We start from the raw sequence: 18,801 nt of genomic DNA on the forward strand, positions 1-18,801 counted from the left end.
TAAAAAAGGCAGACGCTCTGTCTGCCTTCAAGACTTTAGAGCGCAAATGCTCTCAAGGTTAGATTAATATCGAGAACCGCGATTCTGGTTTGACCAGCCACCGCCGCCGCCACCACCTGAAGAACCTCTTTCTTCACGGGGTTTTGCTTTGTTAACTTTGAGATCGCGACCCATCCACTCAGCGCCGTCTAAGGCTTCGATCGCAGCGGTTTCTTCTGCGTCGGTTCCCATTTCGACAAAGGCAAACCCGCGTAAACGACCGGTTTCTCGGTCGGTTGGCAACTGAACGCGCTTAACCGAGCCATATTCTGCAAATGTCTGTGTTAAGTCATCCTGAGTGACTTCATAAGACAGGTTGCCCACGTAAATCGACATAAAATATCTCCAGAATCAGAAGTTGTAGCGAGTTAGATTCGGAGAAACGCTTGTGAGAACGAATTACACAGCCGAAAATAATCTTTGCTAATCTCAGCCTAACACACGACTTAGATAACGGTCTGATGAATAGAACTTTCCGTAACATTTGCACGAGGCTGATTTTTAATTGTTCACCTATTAAAAAAGTGGTTTGTCATCAGACGTTTTTCTGACCACAAACCACTCTTTAAAAAACGACGATCAAGTTCAGCTACTAAACGGATGTTGCATTTACATCTACGGTTTCAGCCGATGCAACCGTTGTGTCTGCTGAAACATTTTTGTTTTTCTGAGTTTTGACGCGATCGAGCAACAGACCAGACAATTCGGCAGCCAGCAGCGTTACGACCACTGCATCGTCAATTTGTCCAATCAGGGGAATAAAATCAGGCAATAGGTCGATCGGGCTAATCAAATAAAGCAGCGTGCCGACAATAATCACCCAGCGATATTTCGAGTTGCGAATCAGATTGCGATACCAGTCGTAAAATGGAAGTCTCATAGTTTTTTTCCTCGCCTTCAGTCTCAATTGTGTTCGATTGTGCCTCAGATGTCTGGTGTGGAAACCTATCCAGAGAAGTGAGGCAGACCGTATGGAAGGGTGAGAACAAGACGTGATCTATCCAGCCGTGCGATCTCATGTTCCTCAAGAGCGATTTACTTTACCTGACAATCGAGTCTTTAAACCGTTGTTAGTGAAGACGATTGCAATCACGATAGGATTATTGACGCGTTCGTTGCCGGATTGCCGTTGCTGCCACTAAACTGGGATACCGACTATCTTTTAAAGCTGAAAGTTGTGATTTTTGATAGGTTACGATCGCTTCGTGAAGCAGACCTACCGACCTTTGAACTCGAATGATCGCGCTTTGAACTCGAACGAACACGCAGTGAAGTGAAGCTATCGACCTTTGCGATCGCTCCTAAAGAATGGCTATACGAGTTTTTACAACAGGCAAAAGATGAAATTGCGGCGATAAAATCTTTGCGCGATCGGATTGCTCCAGCCTAGTTTTTCAGATTGCAAACCTCAACACGGAGCTAAGTCGCCGCGCTAACCTCCAACAGATGCCGTAGACTAAAATGTGAATTTGCGGAAGGAACAGACGATGCGGCTATCTCAGATGCTATTTGTCACACTGCGGGAAGACCCTGCGGAGGCAGAAATCCCCAGTCACAAGCTGTTGCTGAGGGCTGGCTATATTCGTCGCGTCGGCAGTGGCATCTATGCTTATCTGCCTCTGATGTGGCGCGTGTTGCAAAAAGTGTCACAGATTGTCCGCGAAGAAATGAACGCGACGGGGGCACAAGAATGTTTGTTGCCACAGCTTCAACCCGCCGACCTTTGGCGCGAGTCGGGACGCTGGGACACCTACACCAAAGCTGAAGGAATCATGTTTGCTTTGGTCGATCGCCAACAGCGAGAACTGGGGTTAGGGCCGACTCATGAAGAAGTGATTACGGCGATCGCTCGTGACATGATCCGCTCTTATCGGCAGTTGCCCCAAACTCTCTATCAAATTCAAACCAAGTTTCGCGACGAAATTCGTCCCCGTTTTGGCTTGATGCGCGGTCGAGAATTCATCATGAAAGATGCCTATTCATTCGACGCTGACGAAGCGGCAATGAAGCTGACCTACGAGAAAATGAATCAGGCATATCACAACATTCTGCGACGATGCGGGTTAAAGTTTCGGGCAGTGGATGCCGATTCGGGCGCGATCGGAGGGTCGGGTTCTCAAGAATTTATGGTGCTGGCAGAGGCTGGAGAAGACGAAATCCTCTACACCGATGACGGAAATTATGCTGCCAATGTTGAGAAAGCTGTTTCACTGCCACCCGATTCCGAGCCGTCATCTTTTACAGTTTATGAGAAGCGAGAAACACCCGGAACGGAGACGATCGAGAAAGTCTGCAAATTCTTGAAATGCTCTCCCACTCAACTCGTTAAAAACGTTTTATATCAAGCCGTTTATGACAGTGGCATCACCGTTCTCGTGTTGATTCACATTCGTGGCGATCAAGATGTCAACGAAGTTAAGTTGCAAAACGAATTGGTCAAATTAGCGGGTGACTATGGCGCTCAAACAGTTTTATCGTTGACCGTCCCGGATGCCGAAGCTCAACAAAAATGGGCATCAAAGCCTCTACCCTTGGGCTATATGTCTCCCGGAATTAGCGATGACTACATCCGATCTGCCAAAGAGATTGCACCTAAATTTGTGCGATTGGTCGATCGCACCGTCACAGATCTGCAAAACTTCGTCACCGGAGCCGATCAGTCGGGCTATCACTTCGTCGGGGCAAATTGGGGCACTCAGTTTCAAAAGTCAGACCGGGTGGTTGATTTACGAAAGGCAAAAGCGGGCGATCGGGCAATCCACGATCCCAGCCAAATCCTACAAACCGCACGGGGCATTGAAATCGGGCACATCTTTCAACTGGGCACCAAATATTCAAAAGCACTGGGCGCAACTTATACCAATGAGCAGGGCGAAGAAATGCCGCTCGTGATGGGCTGCTATGGCATAGGCGTGTCTCGTCTGGCACAATCGGCGGTTGAGCAATCTTATGACAAAGACGGCATTATTTTTCCGGTGGCGATCGCCCCTTATCAAGCGATCGTGATTATTCCGAATGTCGGAGATGCCGATCAAGTGGCGGCGGCTGAAACCCTGTACGGTGAATTGAATCAAGCGGGTGTTGAAACTTTGTTGGACGATCGCAACGAACGGGCTGGCGTTAAATTCAAAGATGCCGATTTGATTGGAATTCCTTACCGAATTGTCACCGGAAAATCGCTCAAAGACGGCAAAGTTGAAGTCGTGAAACGGGCAACCAAAGTCGTACAAGAATTGGCGATCGCAGACGTGATTCCGGCTCTAAAACAATGGATTGCTGAGGCGTTAGGATGACACCGCTGACTCTATTTGAGCTTTAGTTGTGGAACCGCTCACTATTCTGCTATCAACGCTCATCGGTCTCATATCGCCATCAGGATTGGTGCTCGATCGCGTGGTTGAGAACACGATTCGATCGCGGTTTGTCTCGGTTGAATCGCTAAAAGTTCGGATCGATAACGTACCTGTTCATCAAATTCTCAAGGGCAAGATCGATCGCGTTCGCATTGCAGGGCGGGGAATGTCTCCGATTAAAGACGTTCGCATTGACGTGCTTGAATTAGAAACCGACCCGATCGTTCTTCAAGGTCTAAAGCCCAAATTGGCGCAACCTTTGCAAGCGGGTGTGCGAATCGTTTTGAAACCAGAAGATATTAATCAAGGGCTACGATCGCCGCTTGTTACCACTCGACTCCGAAATTTAGGCATTCAGTTTTTACAGCGCCGAGAAGCTCAACAACTTGGACGATTTGACTTTCTCAACCCCAAAGTCGAATTTTTGCCCAATCGTCGAGTTCGCCTGCAAGCTGAACTTCAAGAACAAGGCTATCCCGACAAGTTGGCGATCGTGGCTGAAGCAGAACTGAGCGTTGAGTCAGGGCGAACCCTGAGACTCGTGAACCCAACGCTTTTGGTGAATGGCAAACCCGCACCTGCCCAGATCACTAGCGCGATCGCGCAAACAGTCAGCAATCAACTCGATCTACGTCGCCTTGAAAATTCTGGTATCACCGTACGAGTTCTCAAATTACAGGTCGATCCAACTCAGATTCAACTGGCTGCGTTTGTGCAAATCAGACCCAACGCCCCAAAATAAACTATCTTTGAGAAAGCTTCCGGAATCAGCCCCGAAGCGGTTGTAGTCACCCAAGTTGCATCCTCCAGAGATTGTCTAAAATCCGAGATCCAATATTAGGAGGGATTTCTCAATGCAAGAGCAACCTACAAATCGTCGCCTTCCCGTCGGAATGATTGCCGGGTTATCGGCGCTAGTGGTGACGGCAGGAAGCACCACTGCGTTTGTGGCTTGGCGCACTTCAACTCAGCCTAAACCGATCGAGCGCCCCCCTGAAATTTCTAAAGTCGAGCCTCAACCCTCACCGTCTGCATCAGTCGCTCCGACTCAGCAGATTCGACCCTCTACACCTAAAGTTGCACCTGTCGTTGAGAAAACGGCCCAAGTCTATTGGCTAAAGGGTTCTGGCGAGTTGGTAGCCGTTCCGGTTGAGGTGAAATCTCTTAGATCTGACGATCGCTCAGAAACCGTTTTGAATGGCGCGATCGAGACCCTACTCAATGGTTCTCCTGCCCAAACGTTAGCAACCACGATTCCTAAAGGCACTCAGCTTAGAAGTTTAACCGTCAAGCCCGACGGCATTCACATCGATTTGTCAGATGCCTTCACCACTGGCGGCGGCAGCACTTCAATGATGGGGCGGGTCGGTCAGGTTCTCTACACGGCGACTAGCACTGATCCAAGTGCGCCTGTTTTTCTTTCGGTGGGAGGTCAACCTCTAGAAACTTTGGGCGGCGAAGGTTTGATGCTAGACCAGCCGATGACGCGCCGATCGTTTGAAAAAGAATTCACCCTTAAAGCCACTCCCTAAAAAGCTAGTTTGTGTGGATGTTCGACGTTGCTGAATAACCTGAGTTCGGGATAAGTTACTGCTCCGTTTCAGTTCCCTTCGCCCCCTAAATCCCCCAAACTTGGGGGACTTTGCAGCAGAAAGATCGACAGCGTTCAAGAAATTGTGCCCATTCCAAGTCCCCCAGCATAGGGGATTTAGGGGGCGAGACGCTCGGCAGTGGACGATCAAACTATCGCAGGCTGCACAGGAGACTAGGTTCAATCGCTAGGCAGGCAATGATTAACCCGAACTGACGTTGAATAGAGAGATGATTTGGGTAGGGGCAATCCCCCCTGGTTGCCCTCCGTCCGGGGTAGGCACGGGGGCGCTACCCCTACAGCCATTTCATTCTCTGCAACGCCGAACGTCCCTACAGGTTTCTTAGGCGATCGCCATTTTGGGTTCACGCATCATCATCGCGATCGCATCTGACACGCCTGACCCATAAATTTCACAAGAGTTGTTAGGGCTTTCGATCAGTTTGACTTTATAAAGCTGTGCGCCAATGTTGTGAATTGGTTGCTCTAGCAAATCTCGAATGTGAACTGCAATATTCTCTGCTGTAGGCACAACTTGCTCAAAATAAGGAATGTCTTTATTCAAAAAAGTGTGATCAAAGGGTTCTACGACGTGATCCTCGATCGCTTTCTCAAACGCCACTAAATCCGCTAACATTCCGGTTTGTGGATCGATTTCGCCCTTGATAGTCACTTCCAAATGGTAGTTGTGACCGTGACCATTTGGACGCGCACACTTGCCGTAGATTTCGCAGTTCTTCTCAAAGCTGAGGTCAGGGCGGGCAAGACGGTGAGCGGCGCTAAAATGCGTACTGACGGTGAGAAAAGCTTCCATGTTGTTTCCTTGGTAATCAGCCCAGAGTTCGGGGTGTTCATAAAGCCGAATGTTGACGATCGGTAAGTGAGATTCGAGCCGTTGCCAAATCACCCGTGCGATATTTTCGGTCGTCGGAAGAGTCTGCTGAAAGTCTGCCCACGCCTCGTTGAGAAACGAAAAATCAAGCTGACTGGTGACTTCTTGCTTGATGACGTGCTTGACATCTGAGAGGTTGAGTACCATGCCATAGTCGTCTAAGTCACCCAGCATTGAGACATAGAGAACATAGTTGTGCCCATGCCCCATCGGACGGGCGCAGGCACCAAACCGCTCAACGTTTTCGGCTTCGCTCAGATCAGGGAGCCAATAGCGATGACTCGCCGAAAATTGGGCACGACGATCGATAATGCATTTCATAAATTGGGGAAGATTGCAGGTATTAAGTTACGTAAACTTGCACTCCCTTCAGCATACCGAATTGGGGCAAAGATGCCACTGTTCAACTTTTGGCGGTGCTGAACGTTGGGATGAACGACTCAGACACCCAACGTTTTATAGCTACCGCGATCGCAACAATTGGACAAAAGTATCGCTGACAGTGTGATCTTTAGTACGATCGCGCTCCTCGAAAGTAAGAATTCTTGAATCTGATCGCTGCGGAGCGGTTGCAGTTTGCTTTGATTAATGGATCAGCCCTGGCTTCGCGAGGAGGGTCTTCTATTTAATTCCATCTAGCTACTTAGTAGATTCGTTTCCATGAGTTGCTTAAAGCGATCGTCGTCTCGAAGCGCATCAAAATCGGGGTCAGTTTTTGCAACCTCTCTCAAACTCACATAGTAAGAAGATGACCCGATCGCTTGTTGCAAATCTAAGACCGCAGCGTCCATATCGCCCAAAGAAAGGTAATAAAAAGCACGATTATAATAAGTTCCTCCAGAAGTCGGTTTCAGCTTCAATGCCTTTTCAAAAGATCGATAGGCTTCGTCATAGCGACCTAATTTAGTCAGCGCATAGCCGCGATGTTTCCAGTTGTGATGACTATTAGGCTGAAGTTTTAGCGACTGATCGAATATTGCGATCGCTTCTTCATAAAGCCCTATATCTCTCAGCGTGTAACCCAACCCAAATAAGCCTTTAGAGTGATCGGGTTGAATTTGTAAGACTTTTTTGTTAGCAAAAAGTGCCTCATCATAGCGCTTCATTCTTCTCAAAACTTTAGCTTTTCCTAACCATGCTGCGATCATGTCTGGTTTAATTTGCAGTGCTTTTTCATAGGACTCTACGGCATCGTCAAATCGATTCTCAAAATAGAGGGCATCTGCTTGTTTTAGATAATCGTTAGCCGTCAAAGCTAAGTGAGGATTCACGGAAGTCAGGAACTCAAGCTGTTTCGTCAGTTCTTGTATTTTTTGGTGAACTTCAGGCGCAACAAACTCTTCTTGAATAATCGAGGGTGTAATTTTAGAAAGCTCTTGAAAAATCTCTTCTTTTTCGGTCTGCGCTACTACAAATAAATCTTGTAGTTGACTGACAAAATCTGACTTTAAGGATTCTAAATCTTGCTTAAATTCTTCTACTTGTCTCTGCAATTCTTCGGTTACTTGCACTTTTAATTGCTCTTTTACCTCTCTTTTAGTTTCCTCTTCTAATTGCTTTTTGATTTCAGAAATCAGTTGACTGCGAATGCTGTTGCGTAATATTAGTGCAACGATTACGGTTAACACTGGCATTGCAACTAAGACCGCGATCAGTGAGTTTAGCAATCCTGTTGTCCAGCCAAAGGTGTTGTTAACGGATTGCTGCACGCGATCGTTAATCTGGTTGCTCTGATCAATCTCCCGATCGACAAGTTTTTGCACTTCTTCGCGTTGCTGCGGTGCCAGTGTTGGTTGAGGCGATGGCGTTGACTGAGCCATCGCCAGGTGAGCAGACATCAGGAAAGTCGCTAAGGGCAAAGCAACGCGAGGTAAAAATTTCATCACTTCTGGTCAGAAGGTCAAGACTTAAACGCTCAAAATCTAACCTATCCCAGAAGCTTTGTGTGAAATTTCTACCCATTAAGCGCCTGACCCCTGCTTATTTCTCAGCCAACATGAGATAGATTTCTCGTTTAACTTGGTCGAGCAACTCACGAACCCGATTCATCCGATCGAGGTTGCCGCTTCGGGCGACTTGCATCACCACATCGGCTAACTCGGTGGCTGCATTTCGCAACTCGGCAAAGGTCTGTGGTTTCTCTGCGAAAGCCTCGCTAGGCGCACCTGGATGCTCTAATGGAGTCCGTTCGGCAAGGAGCGATCGCCCGCTCTCTGTCACCGTATAAACGCGCTTGCCGCCCTCTTGCTGACTCGTCAGATAACCGCCATCCTCCAACATCTGAAGGGTAGGATAGACCGACCCAGGGCTGAGACGACGAAACCCTCCCTGGCGAGTTTCTAAATCTTGGATCAAGTCATAACCGTGCCGGGGGCGCTCAGACAATAGCTCTAGCAGAATGAACTTGATGTCACCCCGACGAGCGCGACGACCGTCTCCCCAACCGTCGCCTCCCGGTCTGCCTGCTGAGTGTCTGCCGTGCTGAAATCGATGGCTCACAAACGATCGGTCGTCTGGGTTCGCTCCTGCCCATGCGGGGGCAAACGATCGAGCATGAAAGTGTCTAAACATAAGTGTCACTTGAATAACTTTCTCTACTATACGATATGTCGCGATATATCGTTATGTATTTTTGCATCCAATCCTGTGAGTACAAAAACTTATGAGAAGTGAGTATAAATAAAATCTGTTAATGTGAATACGATCAGTGCAGTAGCTTACTATAAGGCGCAAATCACACTCCACAAATAAGACCTTGTTCAATCAAAAAGTTAAGCCCAGCAACTATTCGTTGCTGGGCTTTCAAAATTAATTAGTGAATGGATTGCGGAATCGAACTATGATCTAGTAGCCAACGAAATGTAGAACATCACGCACTACGCTATAACCAGCCAAATCCCACAGTAGATATGCGGTGAAGCCGATCATTGCAAACCGACCATTCCAGAGTTCAGCTTGGGGGTTCCAACCAAACAAGAATGAGTTGCGGTCTTTGCCGTTATAAGCAGTCGCGACAGGAGGTAAATCGGTGCTTTTGCGAGTTTCCATGATAGTAGCTCCAGTTGTTTTTCTTGACCTATATTTCACATGTTATCTAAACCATTAGTAGCTGCTTTCCTCCTATGGGATTAACCTCTTTTGCCTCCTGCAACTGACTCGCTTACTGTTTTTGATGGAAGCACCGCGCTCAAAGCTGCCAGGGCACCTGATCCCAGAAGATCGTATATTAACTTTTGTAAAACAAGTTACGTCTATGTATTTAGATAGATGCTTGATTTAAATCACGACTTGCGCGCTTCTTAATATTGAGAATTGCGAAAAAACCCCAACCTGAGCAACCAAATCCGCTAGCTTAAGGATCTCAGAATAAAAACAATTTTTACTCAAGTTACGCAGAATGAGAATTAGACTCGAACGTAAGCTAGAAACCTGCCCTCATCAACTCTCGTGTACGGTTTGTCGTCAAAGATTTGAGGTTCGCAAAATTCGCACGCTTCTCCACAACGATGCGAAGCTCTTGCAAGGCGATATTTGTTCAGAGTGCATAGCGCTCAGACCGTCTGAAATTCGCTCAAAAATGCGAGAACAGGCACGCCTTTTGAGGCAATACCCAGAGTTAAATGGTTCCAGTCTGCTTTCTGCGAGAGAGCGAGCACTAGAGCTACTAGAAGCCTCTCAGGAAGAGGTGAGATTTCCGACGTTCTATGACTGGTGGTTTAAAAAGATAGAAGTCTTCTCAGAAGAGTCTCAAGAGCTAGAAGCCACCCGACTAGGATTAGCGCACACTCAAAGCGGGATGCGTCTTCAGAAAATGCTCGAAGATGACAAAGAATAGTCGGCTTGGAAGAGGACACAATATCCCGCAGCCTCAGCATTAGAATAAGGGAAGAATCGTTATGTCGTCGTGCTGTGGCTCTTAAACGTTTTACAACTTCTCTAGGTCTAGCTGCATTCCTGATTTTGCCGATCGCTGGCTGCACAAACAGTCCGGTTGGCAAGTCGTTTCAGGGTGCGTTTGAGGCTGACCCGCAATTAAAAGATAATGGGTCTGCGATCGGAGCTACTCAGACTCCACAGCCCAGCCCAGTTGCACAAACCGATCAGGCGCAGCTTCCCGCTAACTTTCCGGCTGAGATTCCGATCTATCCCAACCGATCGCTGCTCGAAGTCGATGCCAATCAGCCTAATCAAGGGGTGCTGACTCGCTGGAGTAGCCAAGACAAGAGCGATCAAATTGTTGCCTTCTATCTGCAAGAATTGCAAAAAAACGGCTGGACACTAGACGGGCAACCGATCGATAAAACTCAAGGCACCTTTGAAGCCAATCGAGACGGGCTGCAAGCGATCGTCACCGTTCAGTCAAACAGTCAGCCCGGAACCAGTGCTGGATTTTCGATTCAAGCCAGCCGCACTCAACCGACACAATCGGCATCTCCAAGTGCTTCCGTTCCGCAGCCCGGTAGTCCTGAGTTTATTGGGCCGATGCCTCAAGTAGCAGCACCTACTTCAAACAGTTCGCCTGTTGCCTCTGAGCCGCAAACCTTCACCGACCTGGACAAAGCGCCTAAAGAGTTAAGTCAATACGCCAAAGATTTGACCCAGCTAGGCGTTTTATCGCTTTCTTCTAACAACAAATCAGGGACAAGCAAGACTTTATTTGAACCGAATAAAACAATTACTCGACGAGAATATGCGCGCTGGCTCGTCGCCGCCAACAATCGCATCTACACCAGTCGCCCGGCGCGACAAATTCGCTTGGGCGTAGAGACTTCCCAGCCTGCTTTTCAAGATGTCTCACGCACCGATCCTGATTTTCCTGCAATTCAAGGGTTGGCAGAAGCGGGGTTAATCTCCAGTTCGCTTTCAGGAGACAGCACCACGGTTTTGTTTCGTCCTAATGCGCCTCTAAGTCGTGAAGATTTGATTTTGTGGAAACTGCCGATCGACACCCGCCAAACGCTGCCAAGTGCGACGATCGATGCGGTAAAACAAACCTGGGGATTTCAAGACGCGGCTCGCATTGATTCAAAAGCGCTGCGGGCGGTGTTGGCAGACTTCCAAAATGGCGATCAGGCGAATATTCGCAGAGCTTTTGGATATACAACCCTATTTCAACCTAAACGCACGGTGACTCGTGCAGAAGCGGCGGCAGTGCTTTGGTATTTTGGCTTTCAAGGCGATGGATTGTCGGCAACCGAAGCGCTTAAGGGTGGGGCGCGATCGAATCCTTGAACTTCTGATTCCGTTATCCAGATGCCCCGCTACCTCAACGCGTATCTATACCAATGAATTTCAAGCCAGTATCGTCTGACTCTTTTGAGCATTACTTTTACAAACGTGCTCAACTCGCTGATGAAATGGCCTCATCAGGTCATGTAGTTGACGCGCATACTCTGGCTACAGCCTCTCTTGATGCCCTTGCGGGGATTTGGTTGCATGACTTCCCTGATGTCAAAAAGAAACTGGAGATCGAGTTAGGCGGGACTGTTCCAGCATCAATCAGATTAGCTCGATTTCTAAAACAGTTTGTTGCTGACGATTCTCGCGTCAGCAAGGTAGCCGTAATTTGTTTTGCAGAAGATTGGAAGAATAGTCGTCCGCAAGATGCTCACTTAGCCGATCAACTTCTTATTAAGCGTATTAGTAGTGATTCTCATGAATTTCCAAGGAGTTATCTTGACATATCACGGACTGAACTATCTCAAGAATGCCCAGAACTTAGTTCTCGTCCTGACCTTTATGCTCTGGCGGAGGAGTACGAGTACGGAGCAATTCTATACACCTTCTATCGCTGCCCTCTAGTTCATGTCGCTACTAGTTCAAATAGAATACATGGATTTGCTCGTGGGGAAGAAGTTATGTACTACTGAGAAGATGATAGGGTCACTATTAGTTTTGGTCCTAATCTAGCGACTTGCTGGTTACGTAACGTAGCTAGTAACTATGTTCAAACCTGTCAGCAGTTAAAAATTGTGCCAGCTAATCATATTGATGCTGGAGCTAGCCAAGAAGACCGACTTAAAAAACGTTGGAGCCGTCTCCTGTAGCAAGCCTCCATCCTAGCTAGAGAAGTCTAGATCGCGCCCAAATTTGATGCAGTCGCGTGCACAGAATCAGAGGATTTCTCAGAGTAGCGATCGAGTTACTCTGTCGCTCACTTTCGCCATTGGACTGAAAAACTCAATTTTGCCCCTTCAGCAATCAAGAGTGAATCATTTTGACTAACGGGCAATGTTTAGGTTAAGTGATGAAAATTCAACCTTTTGGATGGACTCTTATACTGCTGAATTAATAGCAGCTCTACCTGAAGGCGGAAGCAGCGTTAGTTGTCTTTTCATATACTTCTGTAGCTTACTTTAGAGCCTGATCTGGTTTAGGAGAATCAAGAAATCTACCGACAGGGAATAAATTCGCTGGGGGTTTGATCAGTCGAGTCAGGAAGCTGAAACTGCTCGATCGCTCCCAATCAACGATTATCAGATTTATTTAGGTACAGACTGTGGAATTTCTGATCTTTGCAACCGTAGGAGTCACGAAGTAATGACTGAGCAATCTCAGCCCAAAAAAACGGCAAAAACTGAATCTTTAGAGCAGTTTCAGGTTGATGCGGGTGAGCAACTCACGACTAATCAAGGAGTCGTAGTAGACAACACAGACAATTCGTTGAAAGCTGGTAATCGTGGGCCTTCCCTCAAACAAGATTTCCATTTTCAAGAAAAGCTGACGCACTTCGATCGCGAACGCATCCCCGAACGGGTGGTTCATGCTCGTGGTGCAGGCGCACATGGCTACTTCCAAGTTTATGAGTCACTGGCAGAATATACCAAAGCCCAGTTTTTACAAGATCCAGCTATTCAAACGCCTGTCTTTGCTCGCTTTTCAACAGTGGGAGGTTCGCGCGGATCAGCCGATTCTGTTCGCGATGTGCGCGGCTTCTCGGTGAAGTTCTATACTCAAGAGGGCAACTACGACTTTGTGGGAAACAATATTCCCGTCTTCTTTATTCAAGATGCCATCAAGTTTCCAGACATTGTTCATGCAATTAAGCCCGAACCTGACAACGAAATTCCGCAAGCGTCTACGGCGCATCCTAGCTTTTGGGATTTCATTTCGCTCGTGCCCGAATCTACCCATATGATCATGTGGTTGCTCAGCGATCGCACCCTACCCCGCAGCTTTAGTCGGATGCAGGGGTTTGGCGTTCATACCTATCGCTTCGTGAATGCTGAAGGCAAATCTCGCTTCGTGAAATTTCACTGGAAGCCAATTTTAGGAGTGCATTCCCTAGCCTTTGACGAAGCCCAGAAAATAGCAGGGAAAGATCCTGACTTCCAGCGCCGCGATTTGTGGGAGTCGATCGAACAAGGCGACTATCCAGAGTTTGAGTTAGGCATTCAGATCATTGAGGAAGAAGACGAACACAGCTTCGACTTTGATATTCTTGACTCGACCAAGATCATTCCTGAAGAACTCGTGCCCGTGCGTCCGATCGGTAAAATGGTGTTGAATCGCAACCCTGACAATTTCTTTGCTGAAACGGAACAAGTTGCCTTCCAGCCCTCAAACGTGGTGCCCGGAATTGATTTCAGCGACGATCCATTGTTGCAAGGTCGCCTGTTTTCCTATCACGATACTCAACTCCATCGGCTCGGCAGCCCAAACTTTGCTAGTTTGCCGATTAACCGTCCGGTTTGCCCGTTCCACAACAATCAGCAAGATGGACGGATGCAGGCGGAGGTGAAGACCAGTCGGGTAAATTACTTCCCAAACTCTTTGGGTGGAGGACAACCTGCCCCTTCTGAAACGGAAGGCTATGTTCACTACCCAGAACGAGTTGAAGGGCACAAAGTCAGGGAGCGTAGCCCCAGCTTTGGCGAACATTTCAGTCAAGCCACCTTGTTTTGGAATAGCCTATCAGCAGCCGAAAAAGAGCATTTGGTTGAAGCAGCCCATTTTGAGATCGGCAAAGTCGGAGATCAAGGCGTGCGTGAACGGATGGTCGATCGCCTAAACCATGTCGATCATGAACTGGCAAAACTAGTCGCGATCGGGGTTGGTGTCGCGGCACCGACTCAGCCCGTGACTGAAAATCATGGACAAAGTTCACCTGCTGTTAGTCAAGAACAATTGGCAGTCAAAACGGCAAAAGGTCGCAAGGTGGCAATCTTGGCGGCGGATGGTGTAGACGCTGAACAAGTCACCGCCATTAAACAAGCGCTGACAGAAGCGGGGGCACAAGCGCAGATCGTGGCGAAATTTATGGGCACGATCAAAGACGCAAAAGGTAAAGAGTTGAAGGTCGATAAAACTTTCTTGACCAGTGCCTCAGTCATGTTTGATGCGATTTATGTTCCTGGCGGCGCTCAGAGTATTGCAACCCTTAAAGCAAACGGGGATGCCATTCACTTTATTGATGAGGCGTTTCGGCACTGCAAAGCGATCGCGGCAACAGGCGAAGGGGTCGAGTTGCTGAAAGAGTCTAGCATTCAAGGCATCACGCTTTCAGATCGTTCTCCCCAGAATGATCAGGGAGTGATTAGTGCCAAAATACCTTCTGACTTGAGTAAAGTTGCGAAGTCGTTTGTGGAAGCGATCGCCCAACATCGTTTCTGGACTCGCACTAGCAAACAGAAAGTGCCCGCCTAAAGAAGCGCAGGGACTAGAACCTGATTGACTAACAAAACTCTCAAGGGTCAACAGCTAAGTGACCTTTGAGAGTTTTAATCTGTAAAGGCATTTTTAACGTCAGTTCGATGAGCCTTTTCGCTTCGTCAAGAGCGGCTTCTGCCCCCTAAATCCCCCAATTTGGGGGACTTTGAACCGGAGATTTTGGCTTGAAGTCCCCCAGAATGGGGGATTTAGGGGGCTGCCCGAATTAACAATCGTAGTGAACCACTTCTGTCGAACTGAGGTATTTTTACTATTCTTGTTCTCTAGAGATGAGGAAATCGCTAACGATCGGGGCACCTTCTAGAGAGAGTTTCCGATTTGCAAAAGCGATGTCCATTTACAGACGTTTTTTTCTTCAGGCTGGAGCGAGTCTGCTACTCACTTCGCTGGTTCATGGTTGTACGAACCCATCCCAAAGTCGCTCATCGCTGAGTGTCAGCAACGACCTGCTGAATCAGATTAAAAAACGTGGATATTTAGTGGTTGCCACTGAGGATGATTATCCACCCTTCGAGTTTTTGGTGAATGGCAAGCCAACAGGCTTTGACCATGAACTGTTAGATCGCCTGAGAAAAGTAGTTCCTTTCGAGATTCGGCAAGAGATTTTGCCCTGGCAGGGCATTCTTCCCGGCGTTGCAGAAGGGAAATATGATGTGGCGCTGACCGCAGTTGGCATCACCGATGAACGGGCTAAACTGCTCGACTTTACAGGGCCGATCGCCGAATCTACGATCGCCTACATCAAACGCAAAGACGATACCTCGATCAAAACTCTCAGCGACCTCTCAGGCAAAGTTTTGGGTATCCAACAGGGTGGAGTTTCTTTTGCTGCTATTCCTGATCTAGAAGCCAAACTCAAGCAACAAGGCGGCGCGATCGGGCAGGTCAAGCAATATCGCGGCTTTGCAGAAGCCTATCAAGACTTACTGAATGGGCGACTGGATGCTGTGCTACACAACATTGTTTCGCTTTCAGTATTGGTGAATGAAAAGCCCGCCATCTTTGAGCTAGGCAAACGGGTGAGCCGCAAATCTTACGCAGGGTGGGCAGTCAAAAAAGGCAATCAAGCCCTACTCGATTTGCTCAACCACTTCCTCACTAGCCTGCGAGAACAGGGTGAGTTGAAGCCCCTTCAAGAAAAATGGCTCAAGATTTCCTTTGAGAACTTACCGACTCAACCCCTTTTACCAGGAGAGCGCCCGATTCAATAGGCGGTCAGCGGAATCATTTATGCAATTGCTTAAGAAAGTTTCTAAATCTCAGCGTAATTTTTTGATGCGACTCTTAATCGGCGGCACTACGCTGATCGTGAGTTTGGGCGCATATTATAGCTATCAGGTTGTTCGCAATGCGATGTTGGAGAGCTTAAAGAAAAATGCTTTCTTAGAAGTGCAACAAGGCGGAGATGACATCGAACACTGGCTTGCAGCTCTTAAGGTGTATGTTGAGACTTTGGCGAACACTGCCACTGTGAAGTCGATGAACTGGGCGATCGCCGAACCTTACCTCAAAACAGAGGTGTTGCGCTTTAATGATGTCTATGCGCTCGCGATCGCCCAGTCCGATGGATGGCGTAATGTCATCGGAGGCAGTCCCGCAAATATCAGCGATCGCCCGTACTTTCAAAAGGCACTGGCAGGACACACCAACGTTAGCGATCCCCTGATCAGTCGGGCTACCAAAATTCCCACTATTGTCATTGCTGCTCCGATTCGGCAGACCTTTGACACGACCAGTTCTCCGATTGGAGAAATTCACACCTTAGTGCGCCTCGATCGCATCGCGCAAGTGGTGAACAGCATCAAGTATGGTGACAATAGCTATGCGTTTGCGATTAATTCGACGGGGGAAGCGATCGCCCATCCCAATCCAGCGATGTTGTTGGCATTGAGAAACTCAGCTCCCAAAATGGTTGAGTCGAGCGATCGCAATCTGGCGGCGATCGCCCAACGAATGATCAATCGGCAACAGGGAATTGAGTTATTGTTCCTGGATGGCACCTGGAAATATGTGGCTTACCTGCCGCTTACAGAAGCCGATTGGTCAGTGGCGCTGGTGATTCCTCGCGAAAATCTTGAATCACCATTACAGGCACTTGATCTGATTGCCGTTGCGATCGCCGGACTCGCAGCAGCCATGATTGCGGTGCTTTGGCAGGTGCAGGCAATTGAACAAGGACAGCTTAAAAAATCGAATGAACTTTTAGAACAGCGAGTCTCAGAGCGCACTGCCAAGCTATCGACGACATTAGATCAACTGCAACAGTCACAGCTTCGACTGATTCAAAGTGAAAAAATGTCTGCTCTAGGAAGTCTAGTAGCTGGGGTTGCCCATGAGATTAACAATCCCGTGAACTTCATCTTCGGCAATATTACCCATGCCCATGAATACACACAGGATTTACTCAAACTCCTTCAGCTTTACCAAAAACATTCTCTCAATCCACACTCTGAAATCAGGGAACAGGCAGCCGCGATCGATATGGAATTTTTGACAGAAGACTTACCCAAGGTTTTTGATTCAATGCGAATGGGTGTCGATCGCATTCGTGAGATTGTCCTGTCTCTGCGAAATTTCTCGCGCCTCGACCAGGCAGAGGTTAAACCTGTTGATATTCACGAAGGCATCAACAGTACCTTATTAATTCTGCAACATCGCTTTAAAGCCACTGCTCATACCGAGGTGCAAAGCATCAAAAAATACGGCGATCTGCCTTTGGTGGAGTGCTACCCAGGACAACTTAATCAAGTGTTCATGAATATCTTGAGCAATGCTCTGGATGCTCTGGAAGATCAAAGCGATGCTGCCATTCAAATCACGACCCAGCAATCCAATGCTGACCATGTGAGGATCTGCATCACCGACAATGGGATGGGCATGTCACAGGAAGTGCAGCAGCGCATTTTTGACCCATTCTTCACCACAAAGCCTGTGGGTAAAGGCACCGGGATGGGGATGTCGATTAGTTATCAGATTGTGGTTGAGAAGCATCAAGGACTGATCTGGTGCGACTCGACGATCGGGCGAGGAACCACTTTTTGGGTTGAGATTCCGGTGAAGCGAGACAGCGAGACGGCGAGATAAGATGGAGTAAAGCCCCAAATCACTCACCTTCTTAAACTCAAGCAGGAATGACTAAATGTCCGAACGACTTCTGCAAATTGTTGATTGCGCTCCATCAGTGCCATGTGCCCCCCTGGAGACAATATACTTAGTTCTGCTTGAGGCACTTCCTGGCTCATGCGTTCGCTAGCGAAGGGTCGTGTAGCAATATCAGATTTGCCCACCACAACCAGCGTGGGAACGGAGATTTTAGGCAACGTTGCTGTTTCGTCGAACTTGAACATCGCCAGAACTCCTTGTACCAGAACTCCTGGTGATGCCTTGATGCCAACCAAACTAGAGAAATTGAGTTGTCCCCGTGTTTCTCTGCCCGTGAATCCAGAAATTTCAGTCGTTAACAGCGTTGAACCGTTCAAGTAGCTGAGCCAACTTGCGAACCACAGCAGGGGAGAAAGGACGATCGCCAGGTGAAGCAACGGTTCCAGCAAGGGTTTCTGCAATGTCGGCAGCAGCTTACTGAGAATGGCGGTTTTGAGCGGATTCGTATACGTACCGTCTACGAGGATTAAACCCGCTACTCGTTGCCCTAGATGTTCTGGAAACAAGCGGCAGAAGGTCAGCAAAATCATAGCTCCCATGCTGTGCCCCACCAAAACGACAGGTTGGTCTCCTGCCAATGTGATTACTGCTTCCAAGTCACGGGCATATTTCTCCAAGGAATAATCGCGATTATTCGGCTTTTTAGATTTTCCTAAACCGGGTAGATCCCAGACAATCACGCGAAACTGATCGGTGAGTTGCTTCTTAGCGTAATACCAGGCAGTGCTATCGGGGCCCCAACCGTGAGTGAGGATCAGGGTTGGAGCGAGATCAGATCCATAAAATTCGACTTGGATTTCGCTGCCATCTGGTCGGGTCAAGCGATGAACTCGGCTACTACGATGCGGTTTAGGTTCATCCTGACCAGGGCGACGGAGCAACAAGATGGGTAGAAAACCCAAAAATGACCACAACAGCAGCCCCACCCCCAGAAATAACCAGCGATCGCTAACCAGCTCACCCTCATACCACTGATAGAGAATGTAAGCTCCACCTCCAAGAATGGGAATTACCAGCAGATTCGACAGTAGCCGCAACAAAAAATCGAGGGGCATAAACATAATGGGATTAAACCTTCTGGAGTAGAGAATTAA

The 18,801-nt window shown here is 48.0% G+C and carries 16 protein-coding genes; 9 read left to right on the forward strand and 7 right to left on the reverse strand.

All coding sequences use genetic code 11. From position 1 onward, the window contains the following. Positions 1-63 precede the first annotated feature (63 nt). Positions 64-375 (reverse strand): RNA recognition motif domain-containing protein, encoded by a 312-nt coding sequence (locus C7B65_RS10195; RefSeq protein WP_073071755.1) that lies wholly within the window; start codon positions 373-375, stop codon positions 64-66. Positions 376-631: 256 nt separating this feature from the next. Beyond that, the gene (locus tag C7B65_RS10200) at positions 632-919 is read right to left on the reverse strand and encodes a YkvA family protein (RefSeq protein ID WP_073071754.1); all 288 of its coding nucleotides are present in this window, start codon (positions 917-919) and stop codon (positions 632-634) included. Between the two features lie 607 nt (positions 920-1,526). Between C7B65_RS10200 and proS the strand changes: the two genes are divergently transcribed. The 3 genes from proS to C7B65_RS10215 all read left to right on the forward strand — a co-directional run bounded on the left by proS (position 1,527) and on the right by C7B65_RS10215 (position 4,924). After that, a complete protein-coding gene (proS, locus tag C7B65_RS10205; RefSeq protein ID WP_073071752.1) occupies positions 1,527-3,332 on the forward strand; it encodes a proline--tRNA ligase in 1,806 nt (601 codons plus the stop codon). 28 nt (positions 3,333-3,360) lie between these two features. Further along, complete coding sequence (locus tag C7B65_RS10210) at positions 3,361-4,134, forward strand: LmeA family phospholipid-binding protein (protein ID WP_073071750.1); 774 nt, start codon at positions 3,361-3,363, stop codon at positions 4,132-4,134. A gap of 112 nt (positions 4,135-4,246) precedes the next feature. Further along, a complete protein-coding gene (locus C7B65_RS10215; protein WP_073071748.1) occupies positions 4,247-4,924 on the forward strand; it encodes a GerMN domain-containing protein in 678 nt (225 codons plus the stop codon). Positions 4,925-5,326: 402 nt separating this feature from the next. Here C7B65_RS10215 and C7B65_RS10220 read toward each other — a convergent pair whose 3' ends face one another. The 4 genes from C7B65_RS10220 to C7B65_RS10235 form a co-directional block, all read right to left on the reverse strand. Then, positions 5,327-6,196: a 6-carboxytetrahydropterin synthase gene (locus C7B65_RS10220; protein WP_073071746.1), complete on the reverse strand. Its 870-nt coding sequence runs from the start codon at positions 6,194-6,196 to the stop codon at positions 5,327-5,329. A 314-nt stretch (positions 6,197-6,510) separates the two neighbouring features. Then, positions 6,511-7,758: a tetratricopeptide repeat protein gene (locus tag C7B65_RS10225; protein WP_073071745.1), complete on the reverse strand. Its 1,248-nt coding sequence runs from the start codon at positions 7,756-7,758 to the stop codon at positions 6,511-6,513. A gap of 97 nt (positions 7,759-7,855) precedes the next feature. Then, the gene (locus tag C7B65_RS10230) at positions 7,856-8,446 is read right to left on the reverse strand and encodes a PadR family transcriptional regulator (protein ID WP_073071743.1); all 591 of its coding nucleotides are present in this window, start codon (positions 8,444-8,446) and stop codon (positions 7,856-7,858) included. 273 nt (positions 8,447-8,719) lie between these two features. Then, positions 8,720-8,923: a chlorophyll a/b-binding protein gene (locus tag C7B65_RS10235; RefSeq protein ID WP_073071741.1), complete on the reverse strand. Its 204-nt coding sequence runs from the start codon at positions 8,921-8,923 to the stop codon at positions 8,720-8,722. A 349-nt stretch (positions 8,924-9,272) separates the two neighbouring features. Between C7B65_RS10235 and C7B65_RS10240 the strand changes: the two genes are divergently transcribed. From C7B65_RS10240 to C7B65_RS28750, 6 genes are all read left to right on the forward strand, one after another. Then, entirely contained in the window at positions 9,273-9,710 is a 438-nt protein-coding gene (locus C7B65_RS10240) for a hypothetical protein (protein WP_073071740.1), read from the forward strand. Between the two features lie 74 nt (positions 9,711-9,784). Continuing rightward, on the forward strand, positions 9,785-11,107 hold the full coding sequence (locus C7B65_RS10245) for an S-layer homology domain-containing protein (protein WP_073071738.1): 1,323 nt from the start codon (positions 9,785-9,787) through the stop codon (positions 11,105-11,107). A gap of 53 nt (positions 11,108-11,160) precedes the next feature. Then, the gene (locus tag C7B65_RS10250) at positions 11,161-11,745 is read left to right on the forward strand and encodes a hypothetical protein (RefSeq protein ID WP_073071736.1); all 585 of its coding nucleotides are present in this window, start codon (positions 11,161-11,163) and stop codon (positions 11,743-11,745) included. Positions 11,746-12,415: 670 nt separating this feature from the next. Next, positions 12,416-14,521, forward strand: coding sequence for a catalase (locus C7B65_RS10255; protein ID WP_073071734.1), 2,106 nt, complete (start codon positions 12,416-12,418; stop codon positions 14,519-14,521). A gap of 293 nt (positions 14,522-14,814) precedes the next feature. Next, positions 14,815-15,756, forward strand: coding sequence for a transporter substrate-binding domain-containing protein (locus tag C7B65_RS10260; RefSeq protein WP_223257372.1), 942 nt, complete (start codon positions 14,815-14,817; stop codon positions 15,754-15,756). Between the two features lie 19 nt (positions 15,757-15,775). Continuing rightward, positions 15,776-17,629 (forward strand): sensor histidine kinase, encoded by a 1,854-nt coding sequence (locus C7B65_RS28750; protein WP_073071733.1) that lies wholly within the window; start codon positions 15,776-15,778, stop codon positions 17,627-17,629. A 23-nt stretch (positions 17,630-17,652) separates the two neighbouring features. Here C7B65_RS28750 and C7B65_RS10270 read toward each other — a convergent pair whose 3' ends face one another. Continuing rightward, positions 17,653-18,762: an alpha/beta fold hydrolase gene (locus tag C7B65_RS10270; protein ID WP_073071812.1), complete on the reverse strand. Its 1,110-nt coding sequence runs from the start codon at positions 18,760-18,762 to the stop codon at positions 17,653-17,655. Positions 18,763-18,801: the final 39 nt, after the last annotated feature.

Origin of the sequence: Phormidesmis priestleyi ULC007 (assembly GCF_003003695.1) — a bacterium.
Lineage (GTDB): Bacteria > Cyanobacteriota > Cyanobacteriia > Leptolyngbyales > Leptolyngbyaceae > Phormidesmis_A > Phormidesmis_A priestleyi_A.